Genomic DNA, 16,952 nt, shown 5'->3' on the forward strand with positions numbered 1-16,952 from the left:
ACGAAATACAACTATGGCACAAACAGTAATTGGAATTTTCGATAGCTCATCAGATGCGCAGAGAGCCGTACAGGAATTGAAGAGTTTAGGCATCAACGATGACCGCATTGATGTTTCCAGCGCTAGTTCCTCTTCTTCTAGCTCCAGCACTTCATACGGAAGCGGCACCACCACTTCTGATTCTACATACGGCAGCACCACCAGCAGCACCAGAGACCATGACCACAACGATGGCATTGGCGGCTTCTTCCGGTCTCTGTTCAGCGACGATGATGACAGCGCCACCACCTATTCTAATGTCGCCCGTCACTCAGACTGCATTGTAACGGTACACGCCCAAACTGATGAGGAAGCCCGTAGAGCGGCGATTATCCTGGACCAGTACGGATCAGTTGACGTAGACCAACGCGCCACCGAATACGGTTACCGCAGCGGCACCACCGGCAGCTATGCCGCGGGGGCAGACACCACCTACACCGGCACTACCACCAACACGTCATTGGCGGACAATTCACTGACGGATAATTCCCTGACCGACAGAACTACTGACATTAGGGACACCACTGACTCCACCAGCATTCCGATTATTGAGGAAAATCTGCAGGTGGGCAAACGGGAGATTGAAACCGGCGGCGCCCGCCTGCGCAGCAGAATTGTGGAACGCCCCGTGGAAGAACACTTACGTCTCCGTTCTGAGCACGTAAGAGTGGAACGTCGTGCAGTGGACCGTCCGGCCTCCGATGCAGATTTCAACAGCTTCAGAGAAGGTGACATTGAACTCACCGAGCATGCCGAGGTACCGGTGGTAAACAAAGAAGCCCGCGTGGTGGAAGAAGTTTCCCTAGGCAAAGAAGTAGAGGAACGCGACGAGGTGATCAGAGACACCGTACGCTCAACCGAGGTAGACGTGGACAACCTGAACACTGGCACCAATCGCACCTCGCTTGACACCGACTCTGACCTGGATCGTGACCGTGACCGCACGGGCCGCACGGGCTTAGACCTGGACAATGATCGTTCTACCGCTATCTAATTAGCGCACTTTAATTTGTCTTTAAAGAAGGCGGCTACTCTCAGGAGTAGTCGCCTTCTTTGTTTCTGTGCTTTTAAGCCGTTTTCCTAAAAACAGGCCAAAAACAGAACTGAAGCTGGTTTACGGGTGCAAAGTCCCTTACCAAGGATGAGAGAAAAGTGCGGGATCACCGGGTAACTTCCTATCTTCCGGCTTGAATCTCATTATTCACCACAAGCAACAGCCCCTCATGAAAAAAGTACTGCTACCTATGATCATCTTCCTATTAGGTATGGTTCCTTTTGCCCACGCCCAGAAATACAAAACCCTGGTCTACTACCAGGATGACACCCTTCAGCTGGAACTGGATCTGTTTCTGCCCCAGAAACCCGGGAAACAGAAATTACCGCTGGTGCTCTTTGAACACGGCGGAGGCTTCTCAGGCGGGGAAAGAAGCAGCGGCCATAGTTTCGGGACGTACCTGGCCAACAACGGTTATGCCGCGGCCTCGCTTACGTACACGCTGTACATGAAAGGCAAGAACTATGGCTGTAACGGACAGCTTCCCGAGAAAATAAAAGCCTTCCAATATGCGGCCAATCACTTCTGGCTGGCCACCGCTTTCTTCCTCCAGAACACCGAGAAGTTTAACCTGGACCCTGCAAAAATATTCCTGGCTGGTAGCAGCGCCGGGGCCGAAGCTGCTTTACACGCCGCTTACTGGAACTACTCCACCATGAACCTGTACCCTAAAACGTTGCTGCCCGCTAACTTCAAGTACAAAGGCGTGATCTCGGGGGCCGGGGCATTGATGGACTTGAACCTCATTTCCTCTACCAACATGGTGCCCACCCTTCTTTTTCACGGCAACGCCGATCCGGTGGTGCCTTACGGAACGGCCGCCCACCACTACTGCGCCACCAATTCGTCTAACTGGCTGATGCTGTTTGGCTCCTATTCCATTTACCGGCACCTGGTGGAACTGAACGGCAACACCCGCCTGATCACCTACTGCGGCGGAGGCCATGAATACAGCGGCGAACTCTTTCTTAGAAACCACCAGATCTTGGTCGATTTCCTGAACGATGTACTGGCCGGAAAAAAGACGCAGGAGCACGTGATCATCGCCACTGGCAAAACCAACGAACGCTCCAAGGCCTATTCTTTCTGTGAGTAGCGAACGCGGTGCGGATCATTTCTGAAGGATGATACCTGTTCAGGAAAACACCAGCTCAGACATCTCATCTGCGGGTAGTTGGCGAAAACGGTTACTATTCACCTATTTCATACTTTATCTTGCTTGTTGATGATAACACCAACAAGGGCTAGGGCTTTACTATGATATGATTCAAGGTCTTTGATAATCGACGTATGGCATTCGATAACTGATGACAGCCATTATTGATGATTTAGCTTCTAATAAATTTCCAATGCTGGTGTTTTACCTGCAACTGTTGGTGTTTTTGATTTCCCCTAACTGCCATTTGGTGTTTTACTCGCCATTGTTGGTGTTATCACCAACAATCCAAACGCCGGCGCTTTTCTCCACATCGACGCCTTACAATGCCGGCGCAAACACGCAGCAAAGGCGAAAGTAGTACAGGTTGGTATTATCAAACACGTGCAAAATAATGTCATTTACAATTCGGCAGGTTTGCTTCATGTTTTAAGGCTTCTTTCAGGAAAATGCACCTAAAACGGGCGAGCCGATGAATCGACAATCTTTGCTCAACTCTATTATTAGCAGAAACATCAGAAGGTTATATACAAAAAAGCGCTTTGGAATCAGGTAATCTATTTTAGGCCTTTTTTCCGGAAAACGGGGTTAAAACACGCCCAAAAACTTCCTTCTCTTATAGATGTTCTTCAGGTCTTTCTCAAATAGCGTGTACGGATGCTGGTAGAACTGTAGGAAGTTTTGCTCGCTCACCTGCCCCGGGAAGGGGGCATAGTAGTGGGTGGGGCTTTGGGTGTCGTTTCGCCAAACCAGCACGTAAGAGAGGCGCAGGGGGTACTTCCGGAGGGTGGGCAGCAAAGTGTTCGTCCACCAGGTGGCATTGGGAACAGACTCCAGGCCGGTCTCGGTGAAAGCGGCCAGCTTTCCGGCTTTGCGGGCGTAATCAGAGATAATCTTCAGTTTGTAGGCGGCGGTATCAATGGCATAGCGGTCCCGGCCCATATCGCCATAATTGTCCATGCCTACCATGTCCACATACTTGTCGCCGGGGTACCGCTCCAGGAAATCGGCCTCTGAGTTAAACTTGTTGTCTGGTGAGAAGGCGTAGAGAAAATTATGCACGCCTACACTATCGCGGAGGTAAGACACCGTGAATTGCCACACCTGCATGAACTCTTCGCGGCTGGTGTGCGGTTTGCCCCACCAGAACCATCCGCCGTCAAATTCATGGAACGGCCGAAAAATAATGGGCACCAATTTCCCATCGGCTCCTTTGATGCTGTGCGCCCACTCACCTATCCCCCGCAGGATTTCCTTGTATTGCTCATGCGCCTCCCCGCCGGGGATGATGTACTTTACCGCCGGCAGTGAAAGCGAATCCACCCAGTAAAAGCCGCCCTTGGAAACTGGGTTGGAGAAATGCCAGGCCGCCGTGGTCACCCCGCCCCGGTTATAAGTATCCACTACGTTCTGGCGGAGCTCATCTTTGGCCTGCTGGATGGCCTCCGGGGAGCGGCCGGAGAAACCGCTGAAGTCTACCCCAATCACCGCCGGGTGCGAGCCCGTCACAGACTTCACGTCTGACCGGTCCTTGCCGCTGAACCAGCCATGGCCATATTCGGTGGCGTGCTGGTGCCCGAACAAGGTGTGGTTCTTCGCCAGTTTGCCAAGGTTTTTGTAAAGTGCCCGCGTTTCGGGGGTCGCTTTTTTGTCAATGGGCCTATTCCCCACACAACTCACCAGAAACAGCATCCCCATGGCAATTAAGCCGATTACTCTTTGCATTCTCAAAAATTCAGGTCTCAACTGTCTGCAAGATAACACCTAATAAAAGGTTATTCAATCCTATTCCGCTCAAGTATTGAACTTATCAAAGGCACCTGTACCCAGAACGAGCGGGCACTTTCTCTGATGGAAAAGCAGCTTTGTTTCAGCCGATTATTGCGTTTCCGCTCACGTCCCGTTCTGGCGCGGGAAGCGAAAGGAAAGCGCTCAAGCCGCTCCGGCAGGCTTTCAACGGCCGGCAGAACGGGACAAGCAGCAAACGAGTTGGTGGAGAGCACCTGCAGCGCGATTGGGTGACCTGTTCATCGGCTTGATAAAATTGTCCTCTAAGAAAAGATTTCTTTTCCTTTAAAAAACTGAAGAAACAAAGTTTTTATCCATAAATTGGCTGTACAGACATCGACAATATTCTTTTGGTTTATTTTATTCATCCTATAAATGGCATAGGTAACCCATGCATATTGATCTACAACTGCGGCTCGTACACCAAGACGACAACATAAAGGTTGAAGTAGACGAAAACGCCAAATTCATTTACTTGGAATGGCTGCAGGCACCTCCTACCGAGGAATTCAGAAAGGCATTCCATCTGGCGGGCATGATCTGTCTGGAGTATAAATGCGAGTACTGGCTGAGCGAAGCGCGGCCAATTCCTTATCTTGAATTTGCGGATCAGAACTGGGTTCTGCGGGAGATGAAACCCATTCTCATCAAATCTACCCTGAAGAAATACGCCCGCATTTCCTCTAAAGAAAGCATCAGTCTGCTGGACATTCACCGCATCTACAGCGCCCTGAACGATGAACAGGACCCGAACCTGAAAACGCATTTTGAATCTTTCACGAGCAAAGACGCTGCCCTGGATTGGCTTTTCTCAGATTTTGAGCAGGACAAGCTTTCGGAGGAAGAATAGTGCGCTTCTTTGTGCAAAAGTTGCGGAAGCGTTTCAGGGCTGTTTTGCTTAAAACAGCCCTGAAACATAGAATACGTTTCGGCCTTTCTTCACTGGCAGAACTCAGCAAAGGAGTGAATACATTTCCTCCCACCAAGCTCAACCAACCCTCCATTTATCTGCCCGGCAAACAACTAAATTCTTCGTCTTCCGGCTAGCCGAACAAAGCAATCAGGAGCCGAAAGATGTGCAGACTTTCCTTTTAAAATATTTTTATTAACCTATGTAAAGGCTCTTAACTATTTGTATGTTTAGAGGAAAAATCACGTCACCTCCTCTCCTTTATGCTACCCCCAAAAGTTGTCTCTATCTGGTTCCTGCTGCTTCAGTTCCTTTGTTTTGTAGTTCTGTTTCAGCTCTCGGGTTGCGGAGGAAAAAGCGATGAACTGCGGCTGGAAAACCGGAATTTCGAGACCGAAGTAGCCCAGGAACAGAACCTGGTTTTCACCTTTGACAAACGGCTGGTGCCTGATTCGCTCCTGAACCAGTGGGACACCATTCCCTACCTCACCTTCACGCCCAAAATAGAGGGGAAGTTCAAGTGGACGGCCCCCGATGAGCTGGTGTTCTCCCCCGCCCAGGCCTTGGCCCCCAGCACCGACTACACCACTGAACTTACTTCCCGTTTAGTTGCGCATTCCTCCGTCGCGCTAAAAATTCCGGCGGGCCAGGAGGTGAAATTCCACACGCCATACCTTCACCTGAACTCCGCCAAAGCTTACTGGACCCAGAACGAGAACAACCCCACCCAACTGGAAGCCAACCTGCTCTTCGATTTCAACTATCCGGTTCCGTTTCAGAAACTCCGTGACAAACTGAAAGTGTTCAACGGCCCGCAGGAACTTCCCATAGAACTGGTCAGCAGCACCCGCGACAACATTTCCATCAAAGTCAAAGGCCTGGATCAAACCCCGGGCGCAGGAGAACTCCCGGTACGGGTAGTGCTGGACAAAGGGCTTTCCACACCGGGCAGCACCTACCAAACCCCGGCCCCGCTGCAACAGACGGTGGTAGTGCCCGGCCGTGACCAGATGCAGATCATGGAGGTGGTCACCGTGCAGGAAGAAGGGCAGGATAAAATCTACGTGCTCACCACCCAACCCATCGTCAATCCAGACCTGAATGCCCTGGTTTCCCTGAACCCGGGCAGGGAATACAATCTGGAGCGGCTGGAAAACGGCCTGGTCATCAGCGGCAATTTTGCCACGAACCAACAATACAAGCTGGCCATTTCAGGTGACTTGAGCGGCGTGGTAGGCAAATCTATGGGGAAAGCTTACGAACATCCGGTGACCTTTGCCTCCCAGGAACCTACCGTTTCCTTCATCCACCAGAAAAGCATTTACCTGAGCAGCCAGGGAGCTAGAAACATCGCGCTCAATCTAAACCAGGTGCCCCGCGTGAAAGTGACCATCAGCAAGGTGTTTGAAAACAACATTCTGCGCTACTTGCAGGAAGGGCAAACGTTTGACGGACACTACGACGAGGAAACCGAGGAGTACTACGAGAACGCGTATTACGATGTGAACGAGTCGAACGGGAAAACCATTTTTGAGCGGGAATACGAAACCAGCCGTTTGCAAAAACAGGGCAAAAACCACCTGCTGAACCTGGACCTGGCAGACCTGGATTTTGACAGCCACTTCAAAGGCCTCTACGTGATCACCGTCGCCAGCACCGAGAAGAACTGGCTCAAGGATTCCAAAATCGTGTCGGTTTCCGACATCGGGCTCATTGCCAAACAGGGCAAAAACGAAGTGCTGGTGTTCGCCAATTCCATCCGGTCTGCCCAGCCGCTGCCCGAGGTGGAGGTTCGGTTCATCAGCACCAACAACCAGGTGGTGCACAAAGCCACCACGGATAAAGACGGCGTGGCCCGCTTCCCGGACATGCACAAAACAGCTGCCGGGTTTAAGCTCGGCTTGATTACTGTGCGCCAGGGCGATGACTTCAATTACCTGCCCTATTCCCAGACCGAGGTCAACACCTCGCGCTTTGATGTGGGTGGCAAACGCCTGGCGGACCTGAACTACGATGCGTTCATCTACGGAGATCGGGACCTGTACCGCCCCGGCGATACCGTGCACGTGAATACCGTGGTGCGGACGCCCTCCTGGAAAACTGTGAGCGGCTTGCCCCTGAAAGTGAAACTGCTGCTGCCCAACGGCAAAGAATACCGGAGCCAGAAAGGCACCCTGAACAAGGAAGGTGCCTACGAAGCCACCTTTGTGCTGAGCACCTCGGTTGTGACGGGCACCTACACCCTGGAAGTCTACTCCGGCAACGATGTACTGCTGAACACCCGCAAGATTGGCGTAGAGGAATTCATGCCTGACCGCCTGAAAGTGACCACTGTTCTGAACAAAACTGATTTCTCAGCGGGCGAAAAAGTCAGCGTGAACCTCACCTCGCAAAACCTCTTCGGGCCGCCCGCCAGCGGACGTACCTATGAGGTTCAACTCAGCCTGAAGAAGAAAACCTTTGAAGCGCCCAAGTACCCCGACTACACCTTTGAACTGAACAACGCCAGAGACGCCAACCTCCAGAATAGTGTTCGGCAGGGCGAAACCAATGCCGAAGGGAAAGGTCAGGAAACATTTGAGTTGAACGACTTTCAGGACATCGGATTATTGGAGGGTTCTTTGTTCACCACCGTCTTTGACGAGACGGGCCGCCCCGTAAACCGCCTGAACCGCATTAACGTGAGCACCCAATACGCGTTTTACGGCCTGAAGAATTTTGATTCGTATGTGAGCACCCGCCAGGAAATGCAGGTCCCCATCATCGCCTTGAATGCGCAGGGGCAGCCCATCGCCACCAAAGTACAGGTGCAGTTGGTGCGCTACACCTATGAAACCGTGATGGAGCGACGCAGCGAAGACTATAACTACAAATCGCAGCGGCGCGAAAGCGTACTGCTCAACACGGTTCTTTCCGTGGACAAAGGCGGCACCGCCGTGAAGTTTCTGCCGTCTACCTCCGGTGAGTATGAGCTGCGGGTGATGCGCCCCGGCGCCTACAACTACGTGGCCCAGGAATTCTACGCCTATGGCTGGGGCGATACGGAGAGCACCTCTTTTGAAGTCAACACCGAGGGCGAAGTGGACATTGCCTTGGACAAGGAAAGCTACGAGGTGGGGGAAGTTGCCAAGGTGTTGTTCAAGTCTCCGTTTGCAGGCAAGATTCTGGTGACCGTAGAGCAGAACAAGGTGCTTAGCTACCATTACCTGAAAACTGATAAAAAAGCGGCTTCGCTGAAACTGCCTATCCGGGACGAACACCTGCCTACCATCTACATCTCGGCGGTAGCCCTGCGCGAGGTGAAAGACAACCAGATGCCGCTTACCATCGCCCGCGGCTTTAAACCGGTTCAGGTGACCAAAAAGGAAACGAAACTGGAGGTGGCCATCACCGCGCCGGAGACCTCCCGCTCTAACCGTTTACAGCCCGTTTACATCAAAACAGCTCCAAACGCCGAGGTCACCCTAGCGGTGGTAGACGAAGGCATTCTGCAGCTGAAAGACTTCCAGACGCCAGATCCGCACGCGTTCTTTTACCAAAAACGGGCGCTGGAGGTGCAGGCGTTTGACCTTTACCCCTTCCTTTTCCCAGAACTTCGCGGCACCCGCTCCAGCGTGGGCGGTGACGGCTATGACCTGGAGAAACGCATCAATCCGCTGACCTCCAAACGGGTGAAGCTGGTTTCACTGTGGAGCGGCCGCCTGAAAACCAACGGCAAGGGGGAAGCCACCGTGAAAGTGAAAATTCCGGAGTTCTCGGGGGCGGTGCGCATCATGGCGGTGGCCTACAAAGAAAACGCGTTCGGGTCCGGGGAGAAGATCATGCGGGTAGCCGATCCGGTGGTAATCAGTACGGCGCTGCCCCGGTTCCTGAGTCCCAAAGACACGCTGTTGGTACCCGTGACCATCAGCAACACTACCGCAAAAAGCGCTCCGTTCAGCAGTTATCTCTCCGTCACCGGACCTTTGAAAGTGGTGGGGCCAGCCACGGTTTCATCAACCTCCGGCGCGAATGCCGAGAAGCAGGTGCTCTACAGATTAGTCGCCACCCCCGCCATTGGGCAAGCCTCGGTAAAGGTAGTGGTGAAAGCGCTGGGCGAACAGTTCAGCAACAGCACCGAGATCACCGTTCGGCCCACGGCCCCGTTGACCCAGATCACGGGCGCAGGTTCCCTCAAAAACGGAGCTTCGGCGCAAATCAACCCTACCCATGATTTTCTGCCTTCGTCGGTTTCTTCTAAGTTAGTGGTGAGTTCCTCCCCTCTCGCGCAGTTTACGGATGACATTACGTTTCTCCTCCGCTACCCGCACGGCTGCCTAGAGCAAACCACTTCCACCGCGTTCCCGCTGCTGTATTATACTGACTTAGCAAAATCACTGAACCAGGGGCAGAAAGGCCGTCGCTTCAACCCCACCTACCTGGTACAGGAAGCGATCACCAAAATAGAAGGCATGCAGCAGTACGACGGGGGCTTCACCTATTGGCCCGGTGGCTCAGACACCGATTGGTGGAGCAGCGCCTACGCCCTTCATTTCCTGCTGGAAGCGCAAAAGGCTGGCTACGCCGTGAACCAACAGGTACTCAATCGCGCGCAATCGTATCTCCAGCGGATGGTGAAAGCCAAAGGCACCGAAGAGTACCGTTTCTACGACGTTTCCCGCAAACTGCAGAAAAAGGTGATCGCGGCCCATGAGACGGCTTACTCGTTGTACGTGCTCAGCCTGGCGGGTAAACCCGATTGGTCAACCATGAACTTCTACAAAACCAAACCCGAGCTGCTTTCCATCGATGCCCGCTATGTGCTCGCCAGCACCTACGCCCTGAACGGCGGACACCAGAGCTCCCGGCAACTGCTGCCCCGCTCCTTTGCGGGAGAAACCTCGGTGCGGGCGCTGGACGGTTCTTTCTACTCTCCGCTCCGGGACATGGCCCTGGCGTTGAACAGCCTCCTGGAAGCCAATCCCGATCATCCGCAGGTTCCTATTCTGGTGCGGCACCTCTCGCAGGAGCTTCGGTCTTCCCGCTGGTACAACACCCAGGAACGCGCCTTCGCCTTACTGGCCCTGGGCAAACAGGCCAAGAGAAGCGGCGGAAACATTACGGCCCAGATTCTGCAGAAAGGTAAGCCAGTGGGCAGCTTTAACGGCAAAGACTTGGCCTTGACCTCTCAACTGAAGTCGGCGCCTATCACGCTACAGAGCAAAGGCCAGGGAACGCTGTATTACTTCTGGGAGACCGAAGGCATCAGCCAGAGCGGCAGCTATCCACAGGAAGACAATTTCCTGCAGGTGCGCAAAACCTACTTCAACCGGGATGGAAAAGAGATCACCAATCGCACGTTCAAACAGAATGACCTGGTGGTGGTACGAATAGCGCTGCAGACCCTGGATGGCCGCAGCATTCCCAACGTGGCTATCACTGATCTGCTGCCCGCCGGTTTCGAGATTGAGAACCCCCGCCTGATGACTTCCCGTGAGTTCAGCTGGTTGCAGGCTATGGTGCCCGCCACCCCTGAGCACCTGGACATCCGGGATGACCGCATTAACCTGTACACCACGGCCCAGCCCAAATCCCAGTACTTCTTTTATCAGGTGCGGGCCGTCTCCAAAGGTGATTTCCAGATGGGCCCGGTGGGAGCAGATGCCATGTACAACGCCGAGTATCATTCCTACCACGGTGCCGGCGTGGTGAAGGTGCGCTAGTTTTAGGGCTGTTTTCCGTAAATGTGCCCGAAACGGAACGTGACACCAAGACACTGAACACGAGTTAATGCTCTGACTTCTGCGAAGCTGCTTTCGGGCTACTTTTCAGAAAATCGGCTTAAAACAGCAGAAGACAAAGGTTTACCTAAATACATTTAGAGAAAGAATGCTGCTCACCAGATTGCTTCCCACATCCCAGCACCCGCGCCAACCCTGCAAAGGCATGGCTTGGCTGCGCTTTGGGGGAGTTGGTCTGGTGGCGGTTTTCGTCTGCTTCCTGCTGTTGAACTTGCTCTTTCCTCTCGAAGTGAACCTCTCCTACTCGCCCGTCATCACCGCGGCCGACGGTACCATTCTCCACTCCTACCTGAGCAAAGACGATAAGTGGCGGATGCAACTGGAACCCGATGAAATCAGTCCGGTACTCCAGAAAGCGGTTTTGCTCAAGGAAGATAAGTACTTCTATTTTCATCCCGGCGTAAACCCGGTAGCCATGCTGAGGGCTTTGGGAAAGAACCTGGTTCAGGGGAAAACCACCTCGGGGGCGTCTACCATCACCATGCAGGTAGCCCGTTTGCTGTACCCCAACGAGCGGACGTACTGGCATAAACTCACCGAGATGTTCCGGGCGCTGCAACTGGAATGGCGCTACAGCAAAGACGAGATTCTGCAGCTCTACCTGAACCTGGTACCGTACGGCGGCAACATTGAAGGCGTGAAAGCAGCCTCGTTGCTGTATTTTCAGCAGTCGCCCAGGCAGCTCAGTTTGGCGCAGGCGGTGGCATTGACGGTTATACCAAACAAACCCTCATCGCTCCGCATCGGTTGGCAGAACCAGAAAATAGTGGCGTTCAGAAACAAGTGGCTGCAGTACTTCGCCCGGCAGGAGGCTTTCCCGAAGGAGGCGTTGGAAGACGCGCTGCAGGAGCCGTTGAACGCCCAACGGCTCGATGCCCCCAAGATAGCCCCGCACTTCGCGTACCGCATGTACCGGCAGCACCCACAGGAGGCCATCATCCGAACTACCCTCAATCTGGCGGTGCAGGAAAAGGTGGAGCAACTGGCTTATAATTACCTTCAGCAGCTCAAGTACCGTAACATCCACAACACCGCCGTACTGGTGATCAACAACCAAACCAATGCCGTGGAAGCCTACCTCGGCTCCGCCGATTTCTCCGATGCCCTGCACGGCGGACAGGTGGACGGCGTGCGGGCCGTCCGGTCGCCGGGCAGCACCTTGAAACCGTTGCTGTACGCCTCGGCTTTTGAACAAGGACTGATCACGCCTAAATCCACCATTTCAGACGTACCCATTGATTATGCAGGCTATCGACCCGAGAACTATTTTGGCACGTACAGCGGCAACATCACCGTGGAGCAAGCCCTGGCCACTTCGCTGAATGTCCCGGCGGTGAAACTGCTGGACCGGATTGGGGTCGGCAGCTTTGTGCAGAAAATGAAACAGGCCGAGTTCTCGCAAATGAAGAAGAACGGCGACCAGCTGGGTTTGTCATTGATTCTGGGAGGCTGCGGCGTGAAACTGGAAGAACTGACCGCCCTGTATGCCTCCTTCGCCCGACAGGGGAAATATGTTCCCGTGCGCTGGTTGCAGCAAGACAGCCTTTCGGCCGCAAAGCAACTCTTGTCACCGGGAGCGGCGTTTATGGTGAACCAGATCCTGACCCAGCTCCAACGCCCCGATCTGCCGCACAATGCGGTGAATAGTGCCCATTTACCGAAAATCGCCTGGAAAACGGGAACCTCGTACGGACGCAAAGACGCCTGGAGCATTGGCTACAATCAGAAGTATACCGTGGGCTTGTGGGTAGGCAATTTCTCCGGCGAAGGAGTTCCCGAACTGAACGGCACCGATACCGCCACACCGCTCCTGTTCTCCATCTTCAACACCATTGATTACAACAGTCCCAACCACTGGTTTGCTCCCCCGGTCAGCATCGGGACCCGCAGCGTGTGCGTAGCGAGCGGCTTACCCGGCAATAGTTTCTGCCAGGATCTGGTGACGGACACCTATTTGCCTGGTATTTCTCCGGCTACAAAGTGCACGCACTTAAAGAAAGTGCCGGTTTCCTTAGACGGTAAGTTTGCCTACTGCACCAGTTGTCTGCCCGAAGGGGATTATCAGCTGCAATGGTACCCCAACCACTCCCCGGAAATTCTCACGTATTTTGTTTCGCAGCATTTGCCCTACGTCAGCCTGCCGCCGCATAATCCTGCTTGTAGCCGCATTTTCCAGGAATATGCTCCGCTTATTTCGTCGCCCACGGCGGGCATGGAATACCTGTTGGAGAAAGCAGATCACCAGAAACTGATGCTGCAGTGCAACCCGCACAACGAAGTCAAAAAAGTGTACTGGTACGTCAACGACCAATTCCTGAGCGCCTCGCGTGGTAATGCACCCGTTTTCTTTGAGCCCGAGCACGCCGGCAAACTCAAGATCTCCTGCCTGGATGATCAGGGCCGCAACACGGACAGCTATGTCACCGTCCGGTTCCTAGACTAAGCTTACGACGTTTCCAGTTCCTCTTCCAGCACCACTTCAGCATCTTCTTGCCGGACTGTGCACGGCAGGTAAATGGTGAAAGTACTGCCTTGGTTCTGCACGCTTTCTACCGTGATCTTGCCGTTCAGGCTCTCCACCAATTCTTTGCTCAGCAACAGGCCCAAGCCAGTGCCCTGTTCAAGGGCGGTGCCGGGAGTCGTGAACCGCTTGCCGGAAAACAGTTTGGCCAGGTTGGATTCCGAGATTCCTTTCCCGGCGTCAGTAACCACGAAGGAAATGCCCTTCTCCTGTTCGTGGGCTTCCAACGTCACCTCCCCACCCGCAAAACTGAACTTAATGGCATTGGCGACCATGTTCCGTAAGACAAAGGAGAGGCGTTCTTTGTCGGTGTTGATGGTGAGTTGTTGATTAACCCCATTGAACAGCCGTACCTCTTTGGCCGAAGCCTGCGCTTCCAGTACGTGCAACGTTTCATTGACCATGTCATGTAGGCGCACTGGGTGCAACTCCAGGCTGGAACCCTGCATCTGGGCCTTCGACCAGAACAACAGGTTGTCCATCATCTTCACCACTACTTCCATGTTCTTGCCCAGTAAAGCAAAAAAGCGCTTCACTTCGCCTTCGCTGAGGGAACGGTTCTGCACCAACTGTAGAATTCCCTGGATGGAATTGAACGGCGACCGCAGGTCATGGGAGACAATGGAGAACACTTTGCTTTTAAAGCTGTTGTGGCGGTCTAACTGCGCATTGTTGCTTTCCAGGATAGCGGCCTGTTTGGTGATTTCCTCTTTCTGGGCAGTGATTTCCTGGTTTTTCTGGAGCAAGAGCGAAGTGGCTTCCTGTAGCTGCCGTGAGAGGTTCTTGAACTTCTGCTTGCTCAGGTAAAGCCCGATGACCAACAGCAGAAGCAAAAGCAGGATGGCGCCTTCAAACCACATGGTCTTCTGCTGCTGCGCGATGTCCAGGGCCTGAATGCGTTGTTGGGCTTTCAGCTTGATATTCTCCAGCTCCTGCTGGCTGTTCTCAAATTTGGAGATGATCTCGGCGGCTTTGCGGTTCTGCTGATCCAGGTTTAGCTTCAGATCTTCCTGGGTGAAAATGGTCTGGTACTTGTACGCGTTCTCAAAATCTTTCACCGATGCGTAAAGATCGGCGAGCCGCTGGGCCGCGGCCATGATCTTCTTGCTGGAAACCGTGCCCACCGCCACCTCATAACTTTGCCGCGCATAGTGCAGGGCTCTCTGGGGCTGTTTCAAGCTCTGGTAGATATTGGCGATGCCGCCCAGCGTCACGGTTTTGTTCATGTTGTTGCCTAGTTCCTCGTCTATCTGAAGAGCCTCTTGTAGATAGGGCAAGCCCTGGGCCGGTTTGCCCATGAAATTATGGGCGATCCCGATGTTGGCCAACCCAACGCCGTAGCTTTTCCGGTTACCGGACTGCCGATGGATATTCGTGGCTTTCTGATAATAGGTGAGAGCGGTAGCGAAGTCTTTCCTGGTCTCATAGATATTGCCCAGGTTGTTGTAGACTCTGCCTAAGCCGTTCTGGTTATTGGTTTTAAGAGCAAGAGACTGCGCCAGGTGGTAGTTCTGCAGGGCGCGCTTCTCGTCTTTGGTTCTGTAACAGAGAACGCCCAGATTGTTGTAGGTGGTTACCAGCAAAGTGGTGTCTTTCAGCTGACTGGCAATCCGGAGGGAAGTGTAGAAATAGGGAAAGGCTTTGTCAAACTCGCCCAAGACCAGGTGTCCGTGGCCAATCAGCCCGATGGCTTCCGCTTCCCCTTTCAGGTACTTCGCTTTTTTGGCTAGTTCCTGGGAGGATCGGGCTTGTTGCATGGCCTTGAGTACATCAGAGAGCATGTATTCGCGGCTGAGGGCACAGCCAATGTTCACCCGGGCAGTATCGCTGGAGGCAGCGGCCAATCGCTGCTTTAACTCCTCCACTTGGTTCTGTTGCGCAAACAGACGCCCCGGCAGCAGGAGCACTAGTATCAAGAGAAACCTCATACAGATATAAAAATCAGCGTTGGGCCTGTTACAGCTGCGGCTGTTGAAATATATAGGAAAGGACAATGCCTGTCTCGTATAGATTCAATTTATCTAAATATTTTCACAATCGCTTCACTTTCATCTCGAAACATGACGATTCCGTTTAGGGACCGTTTTCCCGAAAACTGCTCTAAAACGCGCTTCGTTGCCCACGGCGGTTTGCAAGTACATTGGTCTTCTGGTCTTCAATCAGTATCTTATCGGCTGAAAGTATTCTACCAAACTCGTGTTCATGAAAAAGTATTTTACGCTGGGCCTTATGGCCGCCTTGCTCGCGGGGCAGGCGAAGGCGCAGGAAAACAAAGCCTGGCCGGAGGTTTTCCAGAAGATCAACTCCGAGGTGCAAACCAACTCAAAAGCTTACAGTTCGTTGAAAACGGCCTCAGAAACCATTGGTCACCGCATGACGGGCTCCGAGAACGGGAAGAAGGCCGAGGAGTTTGCCTATAACCTTTTCAAATCTTATGGCTTTTCTGAGGTGCGTTACCAGCCGTTTGAGGTGGAAAGCTGGAGCCGTGGCACGCTGGCCTTACAGGTGGGGCCAGATGCCAAACAGTTAAAAAATATAAAATCCGTTTCGCTGGCGCACTCGCCGGTGAAAGCCAACCTCACCGGGCAGGTAGTGGACATGGGAAATGGTCTGGAAGTGGATTACGCGGCCAAGCCCAACGCCGTGAAAGGCAAGATTGCGCTGGTGTATTTAGGGGTTTTACCCGGCTCGCCGGAAGGCACCCGCAGCTTGCACCGCTCTGAGAAAACAGCGCTGGCCATCAACAACGGGGCCAAAGGCATCATCATCATCAACACCGTGGCGGGAGGCACCTTGCTCACCGGCACCGCTTCAGTCACTGGCAAACTCATCTCCATCCCGGCGGTGTGCATTGGCCGCGAAGACGGCATGCAGTTGAAGGAACAGCTGCAGAAAGGTGCCTTGAGCGCGAAGATCGACATGACGAATAACTCAGGAAAAATCAAGGCACGTAACGTCATCGCCACGCTCAAAGGGGCGGAGCTGCCCAACGAAAAAGTGGTGGTAGGCGGACACCTGGACAGCTGGGATCTGGCCTCGGGCGCTATTGACAACGGCATCGGGTCGTTCTCAGTGATGGACATGGCCCGTACGTTCCAGACGCTGAAACTACGCCCCAAACGCACCATCGAGTTTGTGATGTTCATGGGCGAGGAAGAAGGTCTGCTGGGTTCTGAGGCCTATTTAGAGGAAGCGCTCAAAAACAAGAGCGTGAACCAACTGTCCTTCATGCTCAACTATGACATGACCAACGACCCCAAAGGCTACAACGCCAGCCAGGAGTCCTGCCGGGAACTGTTCCAGTCCATCGGGGCCATTGCGGCCAAGATTGATACTACTTTCAAGAACAGTTTCAGTTCGCGCGCGGGTCTGCACTCAGACCACCAGCCGTTCATGTTGCACGGAATACCCACCGGAGGCTCATCGGGCGGAAAACTGCCGGCCAGCGCCGGTGACTGCTACCACGCCGACTGTGACTCCTTCGCCCTGGTAAACGAACAGGAATTGAAGAATACCGTGCGGTTCAGCAGCATGCTCCTGTACGGCCTCGCCGATGCCACCACAATTCCGGCCAAACCCCTTACTGATGAACAAACCAAAGCGTTCCTGCTGAAGAACAACCTCAAAGAACCCTTGAAAATAGCCGGGGAGTGGCGCTGGAAGGATTAAAACAGATAGGCATCCCAGTTACTTTATAACATAAC

Annotated in this window: 9 protein-coding genes; 7 read left to right on the forward strand and 2 right to left on the reverse strand. The window is 53.4% G+C overall.

Going from position 1 to position 16,952, the window contains the following annotated elements:
* The first annotated feature begins 13 nt into the window (after positions 1 to 13).
* From H7U12_RS15675 to H7U12_RS15685, 3 genes are all read left to right on the forward strand, one after another.
* The gene (locus H7U12_RS15675) at positions 14 to 1,033 is read left to right on the forward strand and encodes a YsnF/AvaK domain-containing protein (RefSeq protein WP_186639706.1); all 1,020 of its coding nucleotides are present in this window, start codon (positions 14 to 16) and stop codon (positions 1,031 to 1,033) included.
* Positions 1,034 to 1,262: 229 nt separating this feature from the next.
* Entirely contained in the window at positions 1,263 to 2,189 is a 927-nt protein-coding gene (locus H7U12_RS15680; protein ID WP_186639708.1) for an alpha/beta hydrolase fold domain-containing protein, read from the forward strand.
* Between the two features lie 211 nt (positions 2,190 to 2,400).
* The gene (locus H7U12_RS15685) at positions 2,401 to 2,610 is read left to right on the forward strand and encodes a hypothetical protein (RefSeq protein WP_186639710.1); all 210 of its coding nucleotides are present in this window, start codon (positions 2,401 to 2,403) and stop codon (positions 2,608 to 2,610) included.
* Between the two features lie 227 nt (positions 2,611 to 2,837).
* Here H7U12_RS15685 and H7U12_RS15690 read toward each other — a convergent pair whose 3' ends face one another.
* Positions 2,838 to 3,974: a glycoside hydrolase family 26 protein gene (locus tag H7U12_RS15690; RefSeq protein ID WP_186639712.1), complete on the reverse strand. Its 1,137-nt coding sequence runs from the start codon at positions 3,972 to 3,974 to the stop codon at positions 2,838 to 2,840.
* A 454-nt stretch (positions 3,975 to 4,428) separates the two neighbouring features.
* Between H7U12_RS15690 and H7U12_RS15695 the strand changes: the two genes are divergently transcribed.
* The 3 genes from H7U12_RS15695 (at position 4,429) to pbpC (ending at position 13,170) form a co-directional block, all read left to right on the forward strand.
* Positions 4,429 to 4,887, forward strand: a complete 459-nt coding sequence (locus tag H7U12_RS15695; protein WP_186639714.1) for a hypothetical protein — start codon at positions 4,429 to 4,431, stop codon at positions 4,885 to 4,887.
* Positions 4,888 to 5,210: 323 nt separating this feature from the next.
* Entirely contained in the window at positions 5,211 to 10,649 is a 5,439-nt protein-coding gene (locus tag H7U12_RS15700; RefSeq protein WP_186639716.1) for an alpha-2-macroglobulin family protein, read from the forward strand.
* Between the two features lie 166 nt (positions 10,650 to 10,815).
* Complete coding sequence (gene pbpC, locus H7U12_RS15705) at positions 10,816 to 13,170, forward strand: penicillin-binding protein 1C (RefSeq protein WP_241749465.1); 2,355 nt, start codon at positions 10,816 to 10,818, stop codon at positions 13,168 to 13,170.
* Positions 13,171 to 13,172: 2 nt separating this feature from the next.
* On the opposite strand, the gene H7U12_RS15710 is transcribed toward pbpC, so the two are convergent.
* Positions 13,173 to 15,176, reverse strand: a complete 2,004-nt coding sequence (locus tag H7U12_RS15710) for a tetratricopeptide repeat-containing sensor histidine kinase (RefSeq protein WP_186639718.1) — start codon at positions 15,174 to 15,176, stop codon at positions 13,173 to 13,175.
* A gap of 274 nt (positions 15,177 to 15,450) precedes the next feature.
* Between H7U12_RS15710 and H7U12_RS15715 the strand changes: the two genes are divergently transcribed.
* Positions 15,451 to 16,917: a M28 family peptidase gene (locus H7U12_RS15715; protein ID WP_186639720.1), complete on the forward strand. Its 1,467-nt coding sequence runs from the start codon at positions 15,451 to 15,453 to the stop codon at positions 16,915 to 16,917.
* Positions 16,918 to 16,952: the final 35 nt, after the last annotated feature.

It is taken from the genome of Rufibacter sediminis (assembly GCF_014269285.1).
In the GTDB taxonomy this organism is placed as follows: domain Bacteria; phylum Bacteroidota; class Bacteroidia; order Cytophagales; family Hymenobacteraceae; genus Nibribacter; species Nibribacter sediminis.